Genomic DNA, 18,609 nt, shown 5'->3' on the forward strand with positions numbered 1-18,609 from the left:
TACCCGAGGGCGACGACCCGGTGAGTTCCAGCGTCTTGTACACGTGCTTGGACATGGCAGTTCCTGAGGGTTGGCTGTTGACCTGGCGCGTCCTCGAGCGGGCGCGAACGGAAGCCCAGTATGCCCCCTTCGCGCTGTACGGCTCGTGGTTACGGCATCATCCCGGGATGAGCACCACGGCCCCCGGTCCGGACGGGCTTCCTCGTTGCAGTTGGTGCGCCGGCGCGTCAGCCGGCTACGTCGCCTATCACGACCACGAGTGGGGCTTCCCTGTGGCTGATGACCATCGGCTGTTCGAAAAGGTCAGCCTCGAGGGATTCCAGTCGGGGTTGAGCTGGCGGACGATCCTCGACAAGCGAGAGAACTTTCGCGCGGCGTTCAAGGGATTCGACTTCCGCGAGGTCGCGAGCTTCGACGAAGAGGACGTCGCGCACCTGCTTGCCAATGCAGGGATCGTGCGCCACCGCGGCAAGATCGAAGCCGTGATCAACAACGCGCGGCGTGCGTGCGAGCTGGTCCAGGAAGCGGGCACCCTGGCCGCGTATTTCTGGAGCTTCGAGCCCGCTGCGCATGAACTCCACGCGCATCGCTTCGTGTCGGTCTCGCGGTCTTCGCGTGACCTGTCCAGGGATTTGAAAAGGCGGGGCTGGAAATTCGTCGGCCCGACCACCATGCATGCCCTCATCCAGGCGATGGGGCTGGTGAACGACCATGTCGAAGGGTGCGTGACCCGAGCGCAAGTGGAAGAGGCGCGCAAGAGGTTCAAACGCCCCTAGTTGACCGCCCGGCTGCCGAAGCAGCCGTCCAGGGCAGCGCATGCATTGCGGAAGGCCCGCAGCAGTTCCCCAAGCGAGCTCGCCGCGTCTTCCGCTACCTGGGTGCGGAACGCGCGGCCCCTCTCGCGGACTACTCGACCTTGACTGCGCCGTCGGCGAGTGCCGTCTTCCAGCGCCCCGAGGCTTGCGCCAGCCAGGTCCTCGCGGCCGCGCCGTCGGCGTTGATCATCCGCGTGTCCAGCTGCCGGTACCGGTCGACCAGCGCAGGCGCACCCAGCGCCTGGCCGAGGTGCTTCTGCCAGTAGTCCTGGATATCCCTGGACGTGTCCTTGGGCACCGTGATCACGTAACCGTAGGACAGGTTGAAGCCCGGGAAGCCCGCCTGCTCCAGCGTGGGCACGTCCGGCATCTCGGGCGAGCGCTCCTTGCCCGACACCGCCAGCGCCCGCAGTTTGCCCGACTGCAGGTGCGGACGCACGCCCCCGATGACCACGTACGCCGCGTCCACATGCCCCGCCAGCAGGTCGTTGACCGCCGGAGCGTTGCCCCGGTAGGGAACGTGCGTCGCGCGGATGCCGGCCCGCTGCGCGAAGGCGACGAAGGCCAGGTGGCCGGGACTGCCGTTGCCGGCCGAGGCGTAGCTCAGTTGCGACTGCTTGGCCTTGGCCACCAGTTCATCCACCGTGCGGATGCCGCTCGCAGCCGGCACAGTGAGGACCTGCTCGAAGGCGCCCACCAGCCGCACCGGCGCCATGTCCGCCAGCGGGTCGTAGCCCAGGCTCCTATACAGGAGCGGACTGACCGTGATCGCGGTCTCCGCGGTGAACAGCAAGGTGTGTCCGTCCGGGTCGGCGCGCAGCAGCGACTGGACCCCGAGATTGCCGTTCGCGCCGGTGATGTTCTCCACCACCACCGGCTGCCCGACCCGCCCCGACAGCTGCTCGCCGAGCACGCGGGCCATCACGTCCAGCGGACCGCCGGCAGCGAAGTTGACGATGATCTTGACGGGCTTGCGCGGAAAGCCGTCTTGCGCCAGCGCGGCCAGCGGCGACAGGGCCGGCAGTGCAAGAAGGGAAAGCAGGGTGCGGCGTGCGATGCTCATGGGAAGCCTCCAGACGATCAATACTTGCCGCTCAGCAGGGCACCTGCCTGCGGCACGACGGTTTCCAGGCCCAGGCGCCTGAGCATGGCGTAGGTGGTGCAGACGGCGGCGGACACCACCGGAATCCCGGCTTCAGCCTCCACCTGCGCGATCACGGGCAGGGACGGCATCTGCACGCAGGCCGACAGCACGATCGCGTCGGCCCCCTTGCGGTCCAGGCGCTTGTAGATGTCCAGCAGGCGCTGGGGGTCGTGCCGGCCGACCTCGAGGTTGTCCGGGATCTCGAGCGCCACGTGGTCCAGCACCTCAAAGCCTTCGGCCACGAGGTAGTCGACGACCCGCTGCGTCAGCGGCTTCAGGTAGGGACACACCACCACGATGCGCCGGGCACCCAGCGCCTGCAAGCCCTCGACCAGGGCGCCGGCGCTGGTCACGACCGGCGCCTCGGCGCCGTTGTCCAGCGTGCGCTGGTGCAGGCGCTGCTCGGACTGGCGGTGGTAGCCCAGGCCCATGCTCATGATCGCGACCAGGCAGGCGTAGCCGAGCACGTCCACCCGGGCGTCGCTCAGTTCCAGTGCGCAGCGGTCGCTGTCGCGGTCCATGGCCTCCAGTTCCTCCTTCACCACCTTCTTCATCCGCATGCGGCTGGAATGGAAGGTGAAGCGCTCGGGCCGCACGGCCTGGCGGGCCAGCAGCATGGCCGGGATTTCCGTCTCCATCGTGGTGTTGGACGACGGCACGATCTGCCCGATGCGGAACGTCGAGGGTTGCGTCATGAGCGGACTCCGGTCAGTGGCAGCGGTTCGGCCGACGACAGCAGGTCCGGCAAGGCGTCGGCCGCGGCATCGGCGAAGCTGGCCGACTGCAGGCCCCGGCGGTCGACCCGCAGGTCGAAGATGTCGAAGCGGTTGTAGTTGCCGGTGATGTCGTGCATCTGGCGCGGCTGGATGCAGCGCGCGAGGTCGAGGTCGGCATAGACGATGCCCTCCTCGTCGATCAGCGGCTCGCCCACCACGCGCCCGTCGGGGCCGATCACGCCGGACCAGGCGCCGTTCTTTCGCGCCAACAGCTCGCGCGAGCCGGGGAAGGCCTTGTCCATCTGCTCGACGATCGCGGGCGAGATGGTCGAGCAGGAGACGACCGTGTAGACCTTGCCCTCGAACGAGTGCGCCATGGCGCGCAGCTTGATCGCCTCGGCCATGTCGTAGTCGGGCGGCGCCACCGGCAGCGAGATGTAGCTGGCCAGGTGCACCAGTTCGCCCTGCGACAGCAGCGAGAAGCGCGCCAGCGTGTTGGTGTTCTCGCCGCAGGCCAGCATACCGACGGGACCGACGGACGTCTTCTGCACCCGCAGGCCGGAGCCGTCGCCGGGGGCCCAGGTCAGCTTCTCGGCCCAGGTCGGCACCAGCTTGCGGTGCCGGTTGAGCAGCACCCCGTCCGGCCCGATCAACAGCATGGTGTTGTACAGCAGGCTCACGCTGCGCGAGGAGCGCTCGTTGATGCCGATGGCCACGTGCACGCCGCAGTCGCGCGCGGCTTGCGCCACGCGCGCGATCTCGGGGCCGGGCACTTCGACGGCTGCCTCGCACAGCTTCTGGAACCAAGGGCTGGCCGCCACCGGATTGCCGACCCAGCTCCAGTACGGATAGGCCGGTACGAATACCTCGGGGAAGACCACCAGCGCGGCGCCCTTCCCTGCCGCTTCGCGGATCAGGCTGCAGGCCTTGTCGATGGTGGCGCGGGTGTCGAGGAACACCGGTGCCGCCTGCACGGCGGCGACCTTGAACTTGGGCAGGTTCAGCATGGGGCTTTCCTCCTTCAGGCGGCGACCACGGGATGGCGGATCTCGCCGATCTTCTCCACCGCAGCCACCACCACGTCGCCGGGCTCGAGCCACTCCTGCGGGTTGCGGCCCGCGCCCACGCCTTCGGGCGTGCCGGTGGCGATGATGTCGCCCGGCTCCAGCGTGATGCCGGCGCTGATGTCGGCGACGAGGTGGTCCACCTTGAACAGCATGTGGCGGGTGTTGGAGCGCTGCTTCTCCACCCCGTTCACCGTGAGCCACAGGTCCAGGCACTGCGGATCGGGGATCTCGTCTGCCGTGACGATGCACGGGCCGAACGGGCCGTAGCTGTCCATGCCCTTGGAATAGATCCACTGGCCGGCGCGCCGGTTGTCGCGCGCGCTCACGTCGATCATCACGCTGTAGCCGAACACGTACTGCAGCGCGCTCTCCTTGCTGACGCGGCTGGCACGGCGGCCGATGATGGCGGCCAGTTCCACCTCCCAGTCCAGCTGCTGCGTCAGCTTGGCGTTGTGCTGGATCGGCTCGCCGGGGCCGATCACGGTGGTGGGCGGCTTGGAGAAGATCACCGGCTGCTTGGGCAGCTCCTTGGCGGTGTCCAGCGTGCGACTGGATTCGGCCACGTGCTCCACGTAGTTCAGGCCGATGCCGAAGATGTTCTTGCGCGGCCGCGGAATGGGCGCGAGCAGCTGCACGTTGACCGCCGGCACGGCGGCGCCGGCCGGCCACACGCCTTCGCAGGCAGCCACCAGGCGCTGCAGGGCCTTCAGCCCGGACGGGCCCAGGTCGATCAGCTCCAGCATGGAGGCGGGCAGCACCTCGCCGCGCGTGGCGGCCAGGCGCTGCACGTCGACGATTTCATCGCCCTGCACAACGCCCAGGCGGGCGGCGTCGACGATGGAGGCACGGTAGGTAACGAGTCGCATGGGAAACCTTGGTGTTGGATCAGGTGGAGAGGACCTTCTGCTGGCCGCCGTTGTCCGCCAGCGGCTGCTCGCGGTACAGATGCAGGGCCTTCATGACCGGCAGGTCGCTGAAGCAGAACAGGCAGGCGTCGTCGGTGACCGACAGATTGGCGTGCTCGTGCCAGGCCCAGGAAGGCACGCAGAAGATGTCGCGCTCCTGCCAGTCGAAGCGCCTGCCGCCGATGACGGAGTAGCCCTGGCCCTTGGCGACGTGGTAGAGGAAGCTGCCGGTGTGGCGGTGCGCCAGCGTGTGCTGGCCGGGGCGCAGCAGCTGCATGCTGGCACCCATGGTGGGCATCACCGGGCCGCCGGTCACGGGGTTGACGTAGTGCATCAGCACGCCGTCGTAGGGTGAGCCTTCGCTCACGCCGGCGAGCTGGCGCAGCGCGTCGTAGGTCGAACCCCACTCGTACTTGAACAGCGGCGAGTAGGGCTTGGTCCAGCCGTGCGCGTGCGGCAGCAGCGCGGTGCCGGACCAGGTGGCGGTGGGCAGGTCGACCGGGTGCGTGACATCCTGGTGCAAGTCCGGGTGCACCTCGTAGAAGTTGGCCTCCATCGCATTGACGAAGGGGATGTCCAGCCCGTCCTGCCAGATGCAGGGCGTGCCGGCGCTGTCCACGCCGTGCTCGTGCCAGGTGCCGTTGGGCGTGAGCACGAAGTCGTTGGCTCCCAGGGTCATCTTGTGGCCATCGACGATGGTGTAGGCACCGCTGCCTTCCATGATGAAGCGCAGTGCCGAGGCCGAATGGCGGTGGGTGGAGGCGCATTCGCCGGGATGCATCACCTGCAGGCCCGAGTAGAGCCAGCCGACGGCGGCGGACACGTCGCGCCGGCCCGGGTTGTTCAGGTAGATGACACGGCGGCCCGCCTTCTCCGGCGTCACCAGCTCCACCGATCGCAGCACGTGCTCGCGCAGGTCACGGTAGCGCCACACCACCGGCACCGACTCGGACTTCGGCTCCCAGGGCTCGATCTTGTTGGCGACGGTCCACAGCGCGCCGGCGTCCCACCGCTCCAGCTGGCGGTAGTACTCGATGAGCTCCGGCGTGTCCTCCACGTTCGCGCGGCCGGGCACGTCCTCGCGGTAGCTGTCGTAGCGGCTGTCGTCCTTCATAGTCGTTCCTCGATGAATTGCCGGATCCGGCGGTTGAAGGCGGCCGGCTGCTCCCAGTGCAGGAAGCGCCCGGCTTCGGGAATGGGGTCCGCCTCCTCGAAGCGGCGCATGCCGGCCAGCTGCTGCGGCTGGTCGGGAAAGGGGTCCTCGGTACCGCACAGGCCCAGCACCGGGATGTCGAGCTCGCGCAAGCGCGGCACCAGCACCGGCACCGAGGCGGCCATCTCCAGCATGCCGCGCCGGTACTCGTCCGCCGGGTGGCTGGCCAGCAGCCGGATGGCCGGCTCCCGCAGCGGCGAGCCGCGCGGCGGGATCACCTTGAACATCGTGTCGCCGCCCTCGGCACGCAGCAGCTCCACCAGTGCCTGGCGGCCGCCCGCTTCCAGCGCCTGCGCGGCGCGCACGCCGGACTGCTCCCAGCGCCGCAGGTAGGAGCGCGCGTCGTGCAGCTCGCTCCACGCCGCGATCACCAGGCCGCGAACGCGCTGGGGGTGGTCGACGGCGAAGGTCGCCGCGATGGTGGTGCCGAAGGCCAGCGCGACGATGATCGCCTGCTCCATCCCGAAGTGGTCCATCAGCTCCTGCAGGTCGCGCGCCTGGTTGGCCACCGAGTAGCCGAAGGGCGTGGCCGGCGTGCCGGCATGGCCGCGGCGGTCGTAGGCCAGGCAGCGGAAGTCGCGCGAGAACTCCGCCATCTGGTGCTCCCAGTAGTCCATGCCGTGGATCTCGCCATGGATGAACACCATCGGCGGCCCGTCGCCGCGCAGCTCGCAGCGGAAGTTGCAGCCGTTGACGCTGGCGGTGGTGTGCACGGGCGCTTCCTTTCTCATGCCAGGCGCGCCGCCATCCGGCGCTCGGCGGCCTTGGGGTCGGCGGTGTACAGGCGGTAGGCTTCCGCGGCCGCTCCGGGATACACGTCCTCGGCGCCTTCCTCGATCGCCTGCACCAGCGCCTGCGCGAGTTCCGCCGGGGCCAGCTTGGGGCCCGGGATGTCGCGGCTCATGGCCGTGTCCACCACGGCCGGATAGACACCACAGACCCGCACTCCGCTGCGCCCGAGCTCGGCGCGCAGCGCCTGTGTCAGCGAGTGGGCGGCCGCCTTGCTCGCGCAGTAGCCGGCCATCAACGGCAGGTTGACGTGGCTCAGGAACGTGAGCAGGTGCACGAAGAGCCCGCTGCCGCGCGCCTGCAGGACCGGGCCGAAAGCCGCGGCAAGGTTCAGCAGGCCGAAATAGTTCACCTCCATCTCGCGCCGGGCCGCGGCCTCGAAGCCCGGCGTGAAGAGGCGCTGGTTGGCGTTGACGCCCGCGCAGGCGATCACCACGGTCACGCGGGCGGCATGACGTTCGGCGAGCACCCGCACGGTGGGCAGGTGGGTGATGTCCACCATCTCTTCGCGCACGCGCTCGTGCGCCGGCGGATGGTCGCGGCCGGCCGAGACGATCTCGGCGACGCCGGCGGCAAGGAGGGCCTGGGTGAGTGCGCGGCCTATGCCCCCGCCGGCCCCGGCGAGCAGCACCACGGCATCCTTCAGGCGCTCAGCCACGGGGCGCCTCCGGCCATCCGGCGATCAACGTGTTGGACGGCAGGCTGGGATCCATGAGCTTGCGCGCCGCCTCGCGGCCCACCACGGGCAGCCCCTTGGGATCGAGCAGCCCGACCTGCACCAGCACCGAGGCCTGGTCCCAGTAGATGTGCTCGTTCATCAGGCGGTCGCCGCGGAAGGTGATGATCCCCACCAGGCCGACCTCGACGTACTTGCCCGTGGGCGGCACGCCGGGCAGCATCCAATCGATCTCGGTGTCGTGCGTGAAGCAGAACAGCACCTCGTTGACCACCCGGTCCACGCCCAGCGTGCGCGAGATCGGGATGGCTCGGCTGTCCTTGGGCGACTTCGGGATGAAGTGGTCGCGGTAGAAGCGGTGCAGAAGCTTGCGGCCATAGCCACCGGTCATGGTCGGGATGTGGTTGACGTAGGGCTCCTCCACCATGGTGGCGATGGTGGCGTCGGCGTCGCGCGTCTCGAACTCGCAGGCGCGGTGCGCCTCCCACAGCGCGTTCAGGTCGTAGTGCGGGCCCATCACCCGGCGCAGCAGCGCCAGCGAGCGCGTGTGCGCCATGTCGCTGGCCTGCTTGGCGAAGCTGTGGCGCCCGGGGCTGGCGAAGGCGTGGTCCACGCCCGGATAGACGTAGACCTCGACGTCGTGGCGACCGGCGAAGTGGGCGCGGATCGTCGAGACCGCCTCGGGCTTGACCAGCCGGTCCTCGCCGGCGAAGTGCAGCACCATCGGCATCTGGATGCCGCCCACCTGCGGCAGCACCGCGTCGATGCCGACACCGTAGTAGCTGACCGCGCAATCGAATGCGCCGGACGCGGCGGCGAGCACCGCCATGCGGCCGCCCAGGCAATGCCCCAGCACGCCGATGCGGCCCTTGCAGGCCGGATGGTCGCGCAAGGCGGCCGCACACGCGGTGATGTCCTGCACACCGAGCTTCGCGTCGAAGCGCTGGGCGTAGCCCATCGCCCGCTGCACGTCGGCCTCGCCGAGCTCCAGGCCGGGCTCCAGCCGCCAGAACAGGTCCGGCGCCAGCACCACGTAGCCTTCCTCCGCGTACAGGTCGGCCAGTTCGCGGATGCCCGCCGTGACGCCGAAGATCTCCTGGCACAGCACCAGGCCGGGGCCGCTGCCCTGCCGCGGCAGGCTCAGGTAGCCGCGGAACTGGCCACCATCGGCGGCGCGGACGTCGATCCACTGACCCTTCATTTCCATTTCCTCCAGGAACAAGCTACTTCACGAAACCCGGCAGCAGGGTGGCGATGGCCGGGAAGGCGATCACCAGCACCAGGCACACCACGTTGGCGACGACGAAGGGCATGACGCCGGCGAAGATGCGCCACATGCCGACGTCGGGCACGAGCGCCTTGACGACGAACACGTTCATGCCCACCGGAGGCGTGATCAGGCCCAGCTCGACCACGATCACCACCAGCACGCCGAACCAGATCGGGTCCAGTCCCAGCCCCATGATCACGGGGAAGAACACCGGCACCGTCAGGAACATGGCCGCCAGGCTGTCGAACACGCAGCCCAGCAGGACGTAGATCAGGCAGATCGCCACGATGATCCCGAGCGGCGACACGTCCAGGCCCTGCACCCATTCGACCAGCACGGTGGTCAGGCCGGCGATGGTGAGGAAGTTGTTGAACACCATCGCCGCAGCGGTCACCATCAGCAGCGCCGCCGTGGTGCGGCCGGCTTCGATCAGCGCCGCGCGCACTACCGCCGGCTTGGCCTTGCCGCGCATGACCATGAACAGGAAGGCCCCGGCGGCACCGAAGCCGGCACCTTCGGTGGGCGTGAACACGCCGAAGTACATGCCGCCCAGCACGCCCAGGAACAGGGCCAGCACCGCCCAGGTGCGGCCGAGGGTTTGCAGTCGCTCGCGCAGGGCCAGCTTCTCGGCCGGGCGACCGTGCGTGGGCTTGATCCGCACCACGATCCACGCCGTCACCATGTAGAGCGCGGCCAGCAGCAGCCCTGGCAGCAGGCCGCCCATGAACAGCTTGGTAATGTCGGATTCGGTCAGGATGCCGTAGATCACCAGCGGCACGCTGGGCGGAATCAGGATGCCGAGCGTGCCGCCGGCGGCGATCGTGCCGCAGGCGAAGCCGTCGTCGTAGCCGTAGCGCTTCATCTGCGGCAGCGACACGCGCGCCATGGTGGCGGTAGTCGCGATCGAGCTGCCGCACACGGCGGAAAAACCGCCGCAGGCACCGATGGCGGCGTGCGCCATCCCGCCGCGCAGATGGCCCAGCCACGCCCGGGCGGTGGCGAACAGCTCGTCCGCCAGTCCGGCGCGGTGGATGAAGGTGCCCATCAGGATGAACAGCGGGATCACGGACAGGCCGTGGCTGGTGAAGGCGTCGGTGATCTGCTGTGCGGCCACGGCCAGCGCCGCCTCGCTGCCGCGGAACAGCATGAAGCCGACCACGCCGACGATCAGCATGGCGATCGCCAGTGGGATGCCGGCGAAGCACAGGGCGAACAGCGAGGCGAAGCCCGCGAGCGAGGCGATCACGTCGCGGCTCCGGTGTGCTCCAGCGGCGCGCTGGCAACGGTGTCTTCGGGGCTGCGGCGCAACGCGCGCGGCACGAGCGCCGCGCCCACGGCTGCGGCCACCAGGCACAGTGCGCTCAGCGCGTACACGAACGGGGCGACGGGCAGTCGCAGGTAGCCGATCACGTCGCCGTTGGTGACCGTGTCGCCGGCGTGGCGCCACAGCAGCAGGGCCAGCGCGGAGAACGTGAGGGCCAGCACGGCGGCCACGATGGCACGGCGCGCGCGCTCCCGCAGCGTCGGCCGGGCGCCGTCGAACAGGCCGATGCTCAGGTGCTCGCCGCGCCAGGTAACCGCCGGCAGGGTGCAGCCGGCGGTCAGCAGCAGCAGCACCTGCACGAGGTCGGTACTGCCCGGCAGCGGCCGGTGCAGCAGGAATCGCCCGGCGATGTCGACGAAGGTGACCGCCATCATCGCGAACAGCGCGACGGCGCCCAGCGTTTCCAGCCAGCCGCTGGTGCGCTCGGGGACCGTCGGGCGCTGGCTCACTGTCCGGCTCCGGCTCGCTTCTGCTCGGCGCGGTAGAACTCGGCGGCGGCAGCCCCGTCGACGCCGCGCTTGCCCACCTCGGCGATCCACTCCTTCTCGAGGAAGGCGAAGGCCCTGCCCAGGTCCTGGACCAGCGCGGGCGGGGGTTCGACGAACTTCGTGCCCTGGTCCTGCATGGCCTTGATGGCCGCCTTGTTGGCGGTGTCGAGGGCCGACATGGTGCGCGCGAACGCCTCGCCGCTGACCTTGGCGATGGCCGCCTGCTCGGCCGGTGTCAGCTTGTTCCACTTGGACTCGCTCATGACCAGCGAGAACGAGCCGGCGGTGCCCAAGGTCGGCAGGGTCATCCCGGTCCTGGTGTAGCGCGCCAGGTTGAAGCCCACCACGTCCAGCGGCGTGACCGACACGTACGCGTCGACCATGCCCTTGGACACCAGCTCGAAGTAGCGCACGGCGGGCCCTGCCACGACGCCGGACGTCACGGCCCCGTAGGCGCGCGCCGCGGTGCCGGGCGTGGTGGCGATCTTGGCCGACTTGAGCTGCTCGATGCTGGTGATCGGCTCGTCCCGCGTCCCGTAGATGCCCTGCGGCGGCAGCGCGAACACCGACAGCAGCTTGACGCCCTTGTGCTCGTCCGCCTTGGCGAGGAACTTCTCGTGGGTGCGCCAGAGCGCGACCGACATCGCTTCCGAGGTGGACACCGGTCCCGGCACTTCCGTGACCAGCAGGCTGGTCAAGCGGTTGGGCACCACGCCGGCGAACTGCACGGTGACGTCCGCGATCCCCTTGGAGACCATGTCCAGCTGGCCGGGCGGCGGCGCCAGGCTGGTCGGGGAGAACTCGACGACCACGCTGCCGCCGGTGGCCTGCTGGACGTTGGCTGCCCAGGGCTGCAGCACCCGCTTGACCAGCGGGTGCTGCGCCGGAAAGAACGTGCTGAACAGCAGCTTGGTCTCGGCGACGGCGGTGCTGGCAGCCACCGCGAGGATGGCCGCGCAAGCGGCGGGGATCCACTTCCTCTTCATGGGAGTCTCCTTCTGGTATGCGCGCGGTGGGTCAAGGCGCGGGTTGGGAAAACAGTGCCGGTCAGGCCAGTGCGCTCGGGTAGGGGCTGGTGTCCCCGTGACGGGTCATCTGCCTCACCAGTTCGGTCATGAGTTCACCCCGGGTCGCGCGATGGCTGGCGTCCTCCCACAGGTTGTGCAGCTCGTGCGGGTCGGATTCCAGGTCGTACAGCTCGCCCCAGGAGGCGTTGGCGAACACGGTCAGCCGCCAGCGCGCGGTGACCAGCGTGCGCAGGCGCGGCGGCGCATCGAAACCGAACAGAACGCGCTGCACCTCGTCTTCCAGCAGCACGCTGTGCCGCTCCGGGGGCGCGGCCTCGACCGGCACGCAGGGCAGCACCTGCCCCTGCATGCCGTTGAAGCCCGGCACCCCGGCGCGGGCCAGGATGCTGGGCGCCAGGTCGATGGTGGAGCACAGGGCCTGGCTGCGCCGCGGTTGCGGCGCGCTCGGGTCGGCCCAGATGAGGGGCGTGCGGATCAGGCTCTGGTAGTGCAGCGGGCCCTTGAGCAGCAGCTGGTGGTCGCCCAGGAAGTCGCCGTGGTCGCTGGTGAAGATCACGACCGTGTCGTCGGCCAGGCCCAGCTGTTCCAGCGCCGCCAGCATCCGGCCGATCACATCGTCGATGTGCGCGATCGAGCCGTAGTTCAGGGCGATCGCCTCGCGCGCCTCGCGCTCGTCGCACGCGAACGCCGCCGGCGTGTGCTTGACCGCCCGGGCCGCATCGCGTTGCGCACGCAGCCAGGCCACGTGCGGCGGCGGGTGGATGGAGGCATGGAACGAGGCGGGCAGGTCCACGTTCTCCGGCTGGTACATGCCCCAGAAGCGGCCGGGCGGGGTGAACGGATGGTGCGGGTCGGGGAAGCTCGCCTGCAGGAAGAACGGCGCGCCGGTGGCCGCCGACTCGCGCAGCCGCCGGATCGTCTCGTCGGCGATCCAGCTGGTGCAGGAATGCTCTTCCGGCACACGGGTGCGCCAGGCCTGCCGGGCCTCGGTGAGTCGCCAGCCCGGCGCCGGGAGCGCGTGGTCGGGGCCGGCGACCGCCGCGACCTCCGGGTGCTTCGCCTGCAGCCAGCGCCAGTAGTGGCCCTGCACCTGGTCGCCGTGGTCCACCGCCAGCGCCACGTCCTGGAAGCCGTAGAACGGCAGGGTCATTTCGTGCCCGGCGTCGTCGCGCCAGTGCGGGCCCCACTCCTGCCAGTAGTCGCCAGGCACCTCGGCCGTCGCCTCGCGCGGCAGCCGCTGCGCCGAGGGCGGCCAGGCCGCCGGGAGCCCGCACATGTTCTGCAGGTGCGACTTGCCCACCAGCGAGGTCCGCCAACCCGCTTCCCGCAGCAGCTCGACGAAGGTCGTCGCTCCCAGCGACAGCGGGATGCCGTTGTGCCGCGCCCCGTGAAGGGAAGGCAGGCGGCCCGTGATCAGGCTGGCCCGGTTCGGCATGCACGCGGGCGAGGCGACGTAGAAGCGCTCCGCGAGCCAGCCGCGGGAGGCGATGCGGTCGATGTGGGGCGTCCTCAGCACGGGGTTGCCGTACGCGCCTACGTGGTCGCATCGCTGCTGGTCGGTGACGATCAGCAGGAAATTGGGCGCTCGGGCTGGCTGTCGCAAGGCAGTCATGGACGCTCATTCTCGGCCGCGGTGCTATAAAGTCCAGGAACAATATCTTTGGGATCCATATATTTATGGTTATAGTCGACCAACCCGCGTCCTGGCTGTTGCGGCTGCGCATCCGGCACCTGGAGGTGTTCCGGGAGCTGGTGCGCACGGGCAGCCAGAGCGAAACGGCCGCGCGGATGCACCTCACGCAGCCCGCGCTGTCCAAGTGGCTGCGCGAGCTCGAGGAGCAGGCGGGCTGCGCGCTGTTCACGCGCGAGCGGCCGCTGCGGCTGACCGTGCACGGCGAGGTGCTGCTCCGCTATGCCGAGCGCGTGCTCGGCGACAGCCTGCGCACCGGCAAGGAACTGGAAGCCATCCAGGCCGGCAGCTCGGGGTTGCTGCGCGTGGGCGTGCTGCGTGCAGTGGCGCCGCTGCTGGTGCCGCGCGCGATCCTGCGTTGCCGGCAGGAAGCGCCCCGGCTGCAGATTCGGCTGCACGAGGATTCGCTCGACAACCTGCTACCCCAGCTGCGCCGGCATGAGCTCGATTGCGTGATCGGCCGCCTGCACGGCCAGGCCCTCGGGCCCGAGTTCCGGTCGGAGGCCCTGTACGAGGAGCCCGTGCGCGCCGTGGTGCGACCCGGCCACCCCCTGCTGCAGAAACAGTCGCGCCTGACGCTGGCGGACGCGGCCGCCTACCCGTGGATCCTGCCCCTGCCCGGCATTCCGATGCGCGTGCGCCTGGAAGCGGAGTTCGCGGCCAGCAACACGCGGATGCCGCTCGAGCAGATCGAGTCGGTGTCGCTGGTGATCAACGAGACCCTGCTGCGCGAGAGCGACATGGTCAGCGTGGTGTCGCACCAGCTCGCCCAGCACTACGAGCGCTTCGGCTCCCTGGCCATCCTGCCGCTGCCCATGCGGCAGGCCCTGGGACCGGTTGGCTTGCTCTGGACGGATGCGCAGCCCAGCAACGCCGTGCAGCGTTTCCTTCAGAGCGTGCGCCTGGAGGCTGCCTCCCTCGCCCGGACCGGCGCGTCGCGCGGGAAGGGGTCAAGACGCCCCAGTGCCAGCTCGAGGGCGTCGGCCCGCGCGGCCTGAACGACGTTCGAATTGCACACAGCCTCTCGCGCTTTCCTGCGTGCACGTCCGCGCGGGACTGCTATACATTCGCTGGCGCTACACACCAACCGAGAGAATCCATGTCGATCCCATCCGTCCTGAAGGCCACCGTGGCCGCACTGGCATTGGCGACCGGTGCGCCGGTTTTCGCACAAGGCACGCCCATCGATGCGGCAGCGTTCGACTCACTCGTCGCCCAGGGGCCCGTTTCCGACGCCGCGACGATCGCGGCTAGCCAATGGGCCAGCAGGATCAAGCAAGCCGGCATGCTGCGCCTTGGCGGCACCCAGACGTCGAACCTCTTCTCGCTGCTCAACGAAAAGGACGGCAGGATCCGCGGATTCGATGCGGGCCTGGCCCAGCTCCTCACGCGCTACATCCTGGGCGATGGGTCCAGATACAAGTTCACGCAGGTCACCTCGTCCACGCGCGAGCAGGTGCTCATCAACGACCAGGTGGACGTGGTGCTGGCCACCTATTCCATCACCCCTGCCCGTGCAGAGAAGATTTCCTTCGCCGGCCCCTACTACACCTCGCAGGCAGGGGTGTTGGTCAAGTCGAACAACAAGGCGATCCAGTCGTACCAGGACCTCGCCGGGAAGAAGGCCGCCACCCAGGCGGGATCGACGGGACCCGCCATCCTTGCGCAGTTCGCGCCCAAGGCGATCGTGCAGGAGTTCCAGACGCACCAGGAAGCCGTCGACGCGCTGCGGCAGGGACGCGTGGATGCCTACGTGACCGACCACACGCTGCTGCTCAATGTCCTGAGCCTCGGCACCGGCGAGTCGCGCTTGGCCGGCGCGCCCTTCGGCCCGCAAGACCCGTACGGCATCGGGCTGCCCAAGGGTTCGGATGGCGTGGCCTTCGTCAATGGCTTCCTGAAGAAGATCGAAGCGGATGGCACCTGGGCCAGGCTGTGGACCGTGAGCATAGGGCAGCGCACCGGCAGCACGAACGTTCCGACGCCGCCGCCGATTCCCTGATCCATGGGCAGTGTCTTCCGGCTACTGGCCGACTACGGGCCTGCCTTCGGGCAGGCCCTTTTTCTGACCTGGAAGCTCACGATCCTGTCGTTCGTGGCCGGCTTCGCCCTGGGCGTTGTCGTGGCCGTGGCCCGGCTCCTGCCGCTGCGGCCGCTTCGTTTCGTGCTGACCGGCTACGTCGAGGTCTTCCGCAACATCCCGGCCGTTGCGCTGCTGATCTTCATCGTGTTCGCACTGCCCGATCTTCAGGTCGTGATCGACTACGAACCGAGCGTGATCCTGACCCTGGCCCTGGTGTGCTCCGCCTTCACGGCGGACTATCTGCGCACGGGCATCAACACCGTCGGTGACGGCCAGGTCGAGGCCGCACGCAGCCTGGGCATGCGTCCGCTGACCGTCATCGCCTCGATCGTGCTGCCGCAGGCGCTGCGCTCGGTCGTACAACCCATGACCTCTCTGCTCATCGCGCTGATGCTGTCGACGTCCCTGGCGTCCCAGGTGCCCGTCCCGGAGCGGGAACTTACAGCTTTGGTGGCCAGGATCGCCAACGACTCCGCCGCCGGGATCGCGGCGTTCGCCGTGGCTGCGGCGATGTACCTGGCGTCGGGCCTGCTCATTGCCTGGGCGGGCGCCGCACTGGAAAAGAAGATGCGGATCCTGCGATGAGCCGCGCCCTGGAAGACGTGCTCTACGGCGACCTGGGCCCCAGGGCGCAGGCCGCCACCCGGGCCATGAGCGTGGCCGTCGCGGCGCTGCTCCTGGTGCTGCTCGCCGGTGTCGTGTACGGCTTCCATGCCGCGGGCCAGTTCGAAGGCCGGCTGTGGGAATTCTTCGCCTGGAAGACCACCTGGTCCTTCCTGACGCAGGGCCTGCTCGGCACGCTCAAGTCGGCGGCAGCGGCGGCCGTCATCGCGCTGGTCGTCGGACTGGTGCTGATGCTCGGCCGCCTGTCGCGGCTGCGGCTCGTGCGCTGGCCGGCCGTCGCGGTCATCGAGTTCCTGCGCGGCGTGCCGACCCTGCTGCTCATCTACGTGTGCTTCCTGGTGCTCCCGTCGGCCGGGATCAGGATGAGCGCCTACTGGATGCTGACCTTGCCCGTGGGACTCAGTACCGCCGCCGTGGTGGCCGAGGTGTACCGCGCCGGCGTGCTCGCCGTTCCCCGCGGCCAGACCGACGCGGCCCGGGCCCTGGGCCTCGATGAAGCACGGGTCTTCGCCCATGTCGTCTTTCCCCAGGCGCTGCGCTACATCGTCCCGGCACTGGTGGCCCAGCTGGTCATCGTGGTCAAGGACACCACCTTCGGCTACGTCGTCACGTACGGCGAACTGATGCAGAACGCCAAGGTGCTGATCGCCAACTACCGATCGCTCGTCCCTGTGTACCTGGCGGTAGCGGTGCTGTACTGCTCCGTGAACTACGCCATTTCGAGGGCCAGTCGCCGACTCGGCCGGCGGATGGACTGATCGCTGGATCCGCTCGTGCCCCGGTTTCTCACCAACAGGTTCCGACCGCGAACCGGACATCGAGCCAGGGGCCGGACGCCTGCGTGGGCTGCTAACGTGCCCTCCACCGGCCGGGCGGCACGGCAGGTCTTCTCTCAGGGGTCCGGATGCGTCCGGCTGGCGCAAGGAGTTCAGCGTCGTCCGCGTCGCGCCCCAGCATCCATCGCATCCACGCGAGCGCGCGCTCGTGGTCCTGTGCCGCCAGCGCGAAATCGATGGCCTGCGCGACCAGGCGCAGCGTCGGCCGGTTCTTCGGATCGGCCCAGGGGATCTGCGCGCCAGGCCAGCGTTGGGACGCGGCCACCGCGAGTGCGGCAGCAGCATAGGCCAGTTCCCGCGCGGCGCGCGTGATCCCGGAGGTTGCGGCCTGTGCCGTCATTCCACGGGCCGCTATCAACAAGTCATCCATCACCGGTACCGCGCAGCACAGCAGCGGATGCTCCCGCAGCCAGTGCGCTGCCTCCTCGGGCGCGTCGAGCAGATCGCTCGCCTCGGCTTCCAGGCTGGTGAAGACGGGCACGACCGTGCCGAATCGGCGCGTCCATGGCGCCAGTGCGCGCTTGACCTCCTGGCCCGGCTGGATGCGAAGCACTGTGAGGTACTTGATCACCCCTTGCGTGAAGAGCTCGGTACGAATGTTGTCGCGGTCCATGTTGTCATTCGCCACGAGACGCGGCTCGCGGATGGCCTGTTGTTCAGTGCCTTCTTCGGATTCGTCCATGGCTTGATCGTCGCGCCGTGCCGCGACGATCGCGCAAGGCAGCTTGGACGACTTTGCGGCCGTCCGCAGGACGGGCTAAATTGACTCGCGCCGGCCTCGCGTCGTGCGGGGCCTGCCCCAAGAGGAGATCTCATGGCAGACACCTACGTCCTGGTACACGGCGCCTGGCACAGCGGCGAACTCCTGGAGCCCACCGCCAAGCACCTGCGCTCCCGTGGCCACACTGTCCACTGCCCGACCCTGGCCGGCAACCGTCCGGGCGACGACCGCGCCGCCATCGGCCTGGCCGATGCTGCACGTTCACTGCTCGACTTCCTCGAAAGCGAGAGGCTCGAGAACGTGCGCCTGATGGGCCACAGCTACGCCGGCATGGTGATCAGCCAGATGGCGGACTGGGCGCCGCAGCGCCTTCGCCGGCTCATCTACGTCAACGCCTTCGTCCCGTTGAACGGCCAGTGCCTGAACGACATGGTGCCGCCGCACTACAAGGCGCTGTTCGAGAGCATCGCCGCTGCGAATGGGAACGCCGTGATGCTGCCGTTCCCGATCTGGCGCGAAGTCTTCATCAACGATGCCGACTTCGCGCTAGCCGAGAGCAGCTACGCTCGGCTCAATCCGCATCCCTACCGGACGTTCATCGAGCCGGTCACGCTGCGCACGGAGTTGGCGGCATTGCAAATCGGCAAGTCCTACGTCAACTTCCAGCAGGACGTGTCGCTGCCGCATTCGATGCCTTGGCATCCGCGACTGTCTGAGCGCCTGGGCCTGTTCCGGCTGGCGGAGGCGCCCGGCAGCCACGAAGTGCTATTTACGCATGCCGAGTTGCTCGCCAAGAAAATCGAGGAGGCCGGGCGCGACTAATCGACTCCAGGGCGCGAGCGGCTGGCCGCCGCAGTTCGAGGTAAACCCGAGGCCTTGTGCGGGAAAGCGAAGCCGCACGACGGCAGCTTTCGGACCCGGAGCGGCCGTTCACATGGTAGGAACGGAACGCCGAGCCACTTGCCGCAACTCTCCACCGCCCCCGTCAACGGTGCTGATCACACTCTGCATGGCGCGGGCTATCCCGAGAGCCGGCAGGTGCGGCCCGCGGCTGCACAGGCAGCTTGCGAGGTCACCAACAGAGCAGTTCGGTCACCCGTTGAAGATTTCGATGAGGCCGGCAGCACCCATGCCACCACTGATGCACATCGTCACCACGCCGTAGCGAGCCTTGCGACGCCGGCCCTCGAGCAGCAGGTGCCCCGTCAGCCGCGCCCCGG

At 69.0% G+C, this 18,609-nt stretch carries 19 protein-coding genes and 1 pseudogene; 6 read left to right on the forward strand and 14 right to left on the reverse strand.

Translation table 11 applies throughout. The features are described from left to right. Nucleotides 1-167: 167 nt before the first annotated feature. Complete coding sequence (locus V6M57_RS07745) at nucleotides 168-776, forward strand: DNA-3-methyladenine glycosylase I (RefSeq protein ID WP_332814429.1); 609 nt, start codon at nucleotides 168-170, stop codon at nucleotides 774-776. A 130-nt stretch (nucleotides 777-906) separates the two neighbouring features. Here the strand turns inward: V6M57_RS07745 and V6M57_RS07750 are convergent, their stop codons facing one another. The 12 genes from V6M57_RS07750 to V6M57_RS07805 all read right to left on the reverse strand — a co-directional run bounded on the left by V6M57_RS07750 (nucleotide 907) and on the right by V6M57_RS07805 (nucleotide 13,047). Next, nucleotides 907-1,878, reverse strand: coding sequence for a Bug family tripartite tricarboxylate transporter substrate binding protein (locus V6M57_RS07750; protein WP_332814411.1), 972 nt, complete (start codon nucleotides 1,876-1,878; stop codon nucleotides 907-909). 17 nt (nucleotides 1,879-1,895) lie between these two features. Beyond that, a complete protein-coding gene (locus V6M57_RS07755; RefSeq protein WP_332814412.1) occupies nucleotides 1,896-2,654 on the reverse strand; it encodes a maleate cis-trans isomerase family protein in 759 nt (252 codons plus the stop codon). After that, nucleotides 2,651-3,682: a carbon-nitrogen hydrolase family protein gene (locus tag V6M57_RS07760; protein ID WP_332814413.1), complete on the reverse strand. Its 1,032-nt coding sequence runs from the start codon at nucleotides 3,680-3,682 to the stop codon at nucleotides 2,651-2,653. Before V6M57_RS07760 ends, V6M57_RS07755 begins: the two co-directional genes overlap by 4 nt. A gap of 14 nt (nucleotides 3,683-3,696) precedes the next feature. Beyond that, on the reverse strand, nucleotides 3,697-4,608 hold the full coding sequence (locus V6M57_RS07765; protein ID WP_332814414.1) for a fumarylacetoacetate hydrolase family protein: 912 nt from the start codon (nucleotides 4,606-4,608) through the stop codon (nucleotides 3,697-3,699). A gap of 19 nt (nucleotides 4,609-4,627) precedes the next feature. Beyond that, nucleotides 4,628-5,761: a cupin domain-containing protein gene (locus V6M57_RS07770; RefSeq protein ID WP_332814415.1), complete on the reverse strand. Its 1,134-nt coding sequence runs from the start codon at nucleotides 5,759-5,761 to the stop codon at nucleotides 4,628-4,630. After that, nucleotides 5,758-6,573: an alpha/beta fold hydrolase gene (locus tag V6M57_RS07775; protein ID WP_332814416.1), complete on the reverse strand. Its 816-nt coding sequence runs from the start codon at nucleotides 6,571-6,573 to the stop codon at nucleotides 5,758-5,760. The genes V6M57_RS07770 and V6M57_RS07775 overlap by 4 nt, the downstream gene beginning before the upstream one ends. Nucleotides 6,574-6,587: 14 nt before the next feature. Next, complete coding sequence (locus tag V6M57_RS07780; protein WP_332814417.1) at nucleotides 6,588-7,307, reverse strand: SDR family NAD(P)-dependent oxidoreductase; 720 nt, start codon at nucleotides 7,305-7,307, stop codon at nucleotides 6,588-6,590. Then, a complete protein-coding gene (locus V6M57_RS07785) occupies nucleotides 7,300-8,526 on the reverse strand; it encodes a dienelactone hydrolase family protein (protein WP_332814418.1) in 1,227 nt (408 codons plus the stop codon). Before V6M57_RS07785 ends, V6M57_RS07780 begins: the two co-directional genes overlap by 8 nt. 22 nt (nucleotides 8,527-8,548) lie before the next feature. Then, nucleotides 8,549-9,841: a TRAP transporter large permease gene (locus tag V6M57_RS07790; protein ID WP_332814419.1), complete on the reverse strand. Its 1,293-nt coding sequence runs from the start codon at nucleotides 9,839-9,841 to the stop codon at nucleotides 8,549-8,551. Next, on the reverse strand, nucleotides 9,838-10,368 hold the full coding sequence (locus V6M57_RS07795) for a TRAP transporter small permease (protein ID WP_332814420.1): 531 nt from the start codon (nucleotides 10,366-10,368) through the stop codon (nucleotides 9,838-9,840). Before V6M57_RS07795 ends, V6M57_RS07790 begins: the two co-directional genes overlap by 4 nt. Continuing rightward, entirely contained in the window at nucleotides 10,365-11,393 is a 1,029-nt protein-coding gene (dctP, locus tag V6M57_RS07800; RefSeq protein ID WP_332814421.1) for a TRAP transporter substrate-binding protein DctP, read from the reverse strand. Before dctP ends, V6M57_RS07795 begins: the two co-directional genes overlap by 4 nt. 61 nt (nucleotides 11,394-11,454) lie before the next feature. Further along, nucleotides 11,455-13,047 carry a sulfatase-like hydrolase/transferase gene (locus V6M57_RS07805; protein WP_332814422.1) on the reverse strand — a complete coding sequence of 531 codons (1,593 nt, stop codon included), beginning with the start codon at nucleotides 13,045-13,047 and terminating at the stop codon, nucleotides 11,455-11,457. Between the two features lie 65 nt (nucleotides 13,048-13,112). Here V6M57_RS07805 and V6M57_RS07810 point away from each other — a divergent pair, with 65 nt between their 5' ends. The 4 genes from V6M57_RS07810 to V6M57_RS07825 all read left to right on the forward strand — a co-directional run bounded on the left by V6M57_RS07810 (nucleotide 13,113) and on the right by V6M57_RS07825 (nucleotide 16,590). Further along, entirely contained in the window at nucleotides 13,113-14,123 is a 1,011-nt protein-coding gene (locus V6M57_RS07810) for a LysR substrate-binding domain-containing protein (RefSeq protein ID WP_332814423.1), read from the forward strand. A 101-nt stretch (nucleotides 14,124-14,224) separates the two neighbouring features. Continuing rightward, entirely contained in the window at nucleotides 14,225-15,127 is a 903-nt protein-coding gene (locus tag V6M57_RS07815; protein ID WP_332814424.1) for a glutamate ABC transporter substrate-binding protein, read from the forward strand. Between the two features lie 3 nt (nucleotides 15,128-15,130). Further along, nucleotides 15,131-15,793 (forward strand): amino acid ABC transporter permease, encoded by a 663-nt coding sequence (locus V6M57_RS07820; RefSeq protein ID WP_332814425.1) that lies wholly within the window; start codon nucleotides 15,131-15,133, stop codon nucleotides 15,791-15,793. Then, nucleotides 15,790-16,590 (forward strand): amino acid ABC transporter permease, encoded by an 801-nt coding sequence (locus V6M57_RS07825; protein ID WP_332814426.1) that lies wholly within the window; start codon nucleotides 15,790-15,792, stop codon nucleotides 16,588-16,590. Before V6M57_RS07820 ends, V6M57_RS07825 begins: the two co-directional genes overlap by 4 nt. Before the next feature lie 91 nt (nucleotides 16,591-16,681). Here the strand turns inward: V6M57_RS07825 and V6M57_RS07830 are convergent, their stop codons facing one another. After that, nucleotides 16,682-17,350 carry a hypothetical protein gene (locus V6M57_RS07830; protein ID WP_332814427.1) on the reverse strand — a complete coding sequence of 223 codons (669 nt, stop codon included), beginning with the start codon at nucleotides 17,348-17,350 and terminating at the stop codon, nucleotides 16,682-16,684. Between the two features lie 132 nt (nucleotides 17,351-17,482). Here V6M57_RS07830 and V6M57_RS07835 point away from each other — a divergent pair, with 132 nt between their 5' ends. Then, the gene (locus V6M57_RS07835) at nucleotides 17,483-18,211 is read left to right on the forward strand and encodes an alpha/beta hydrolase (RefSeq protein ID WP_332814428.1); all 729 of its coding nucleotides are present in this window, start codon (nucleotides 17,483-17,485) and stop codon (nucleotides 18,209-18,211) included. Nucleotides 18,212-18,481: 270 nt separating this feature from the next. Here V6M57_RS07835 and V6M57_RS07840 read toward each other — a convergent pair. Then, nucleotides 18,482-18,609, reverse strand: a pseudogene (locus V6M57_RS07840) (acetyl-CoA C-acyltransferase); the annotation flags it as partial.

The sequence above is a fragment of the Ramlibacter sp. genome, assembly GCF_036676645.1.
GTDB lineage: Bacteria > Pseudomonadota > Gammaproteobacteria > Burkholderiales > Burkholderiaceae_C > Ramlibacter.

Excerpts from the sequence above, each read along its gene's own strand:
- V6M57_RS07745 (WP_332814429.1), top strand. The coding sequence starts at position 168 with ATGAGCACCACGGCCCCCGGTCCGGACGGGCTTCCTCGTTGCAGTTGG.
- V6M57_RS07750 (WP_332814411.1), bottom strand. The coding sequence starts at position 1,878 with ATGAGCATCGCACGCCGCACCCTGCTTTCCCTTCTTGCACTGCCGGCC.
- V6M57_RS07755 (WP_332814412.1), bottom strand. The coding sequence starts at position 2,654 with ATGACGCAACCCTCGACGTTCCGCATCGGGCAGATCGTGCCGTCGTCC.
- V6M57_RS07760 (WP_332814413.1), bottom strand. The coding sequence starts at position 3,682 with ATGCTGAACCTGCCCAAGTTCAAGGTCGCCGCCGTGCAGGCGGCACCG.
- V6M57_RS07765 (WP_332814414.1), bottom strand. The coding sequence starts at position 4,608 with ATGCGACTCGTTACCTACCGTGCCTCCATCGTCGACGCCGCCCGCCTG.
- V6M57_RS07770 (WP_332814415.1), bottom strand. The coding sequence starts at position 5,761 with ATGAAGGACGACAGCCGCTACGACAGCTACCGCGAGGACGTGCCCGGC.
- V6M57_RS07785 (WP_332814418.1), bottom strand. The coding sequence starts at position 8,526 with ATGAAGGGTCAGTGGATCGACGTCCGCGCCGCCGATGGTGGCCAGTTC.
- dctP (WP_332814421.1), bottom strand. The coding sequence starts at position 11,393 with ATGAAGAGGAAGTGGATCCCCGCCGCTTGCGCGGCCATCCTCGCGGTG.
- V6M57_RS07805 (WP_332814422.1), bottom strand. The coding sequence starts at position 13,047 with ATGACTGCCTTGCGACAGCCAGCCCGAGCGCCCAATTTCCTGCTGATC.
- V6M57_RS07810 (WP_332814423.1), top strand. The coding sequence starts at position 13,113 with ATGGTTATAGTCGACCAACCCGCGTCCTGGCTGTTGCGGCTGCGCATC.
- V6M57_RS07815 (WP_332814424.1), top strand. The coding sequence starts at position 14,225 with ATGTCGATCCCATCCGTCCTGAAGGCCACCGTGGCCGCACTGGCATTG.
- V6M57_RS07820 (WP_332814425.1), top strand. The coding sequence starts at position 15,131 with ATGGGCAGTGTCTTCCGGCTACTGGCCGACTACGGGCCTGCCTTCGGG.
- V6M57_RS07825 (WP_332814426.1), top strand. The coding sequence starts at position 15,790 with ATGAGCCGCGCCCTGGAAGACGTGCTCTACGGCGACCTGGGCCCCAGG.
- V6M57_RS07830 (WP_332814427.1), bottom strand. The coding sequence starts at position 17,350 with ATGGACGAATCCGAAGAAGGCACTGAACAACAGGCCATCCGCGAGCCG.
- V6M57_RS07835 (WP_332814428.1), top strand. The coding sequence starts at position 17,483 with ATGGCAGACACCTACGTCCTGGTACACGGCGCCTGGCACAGCGGCGAA.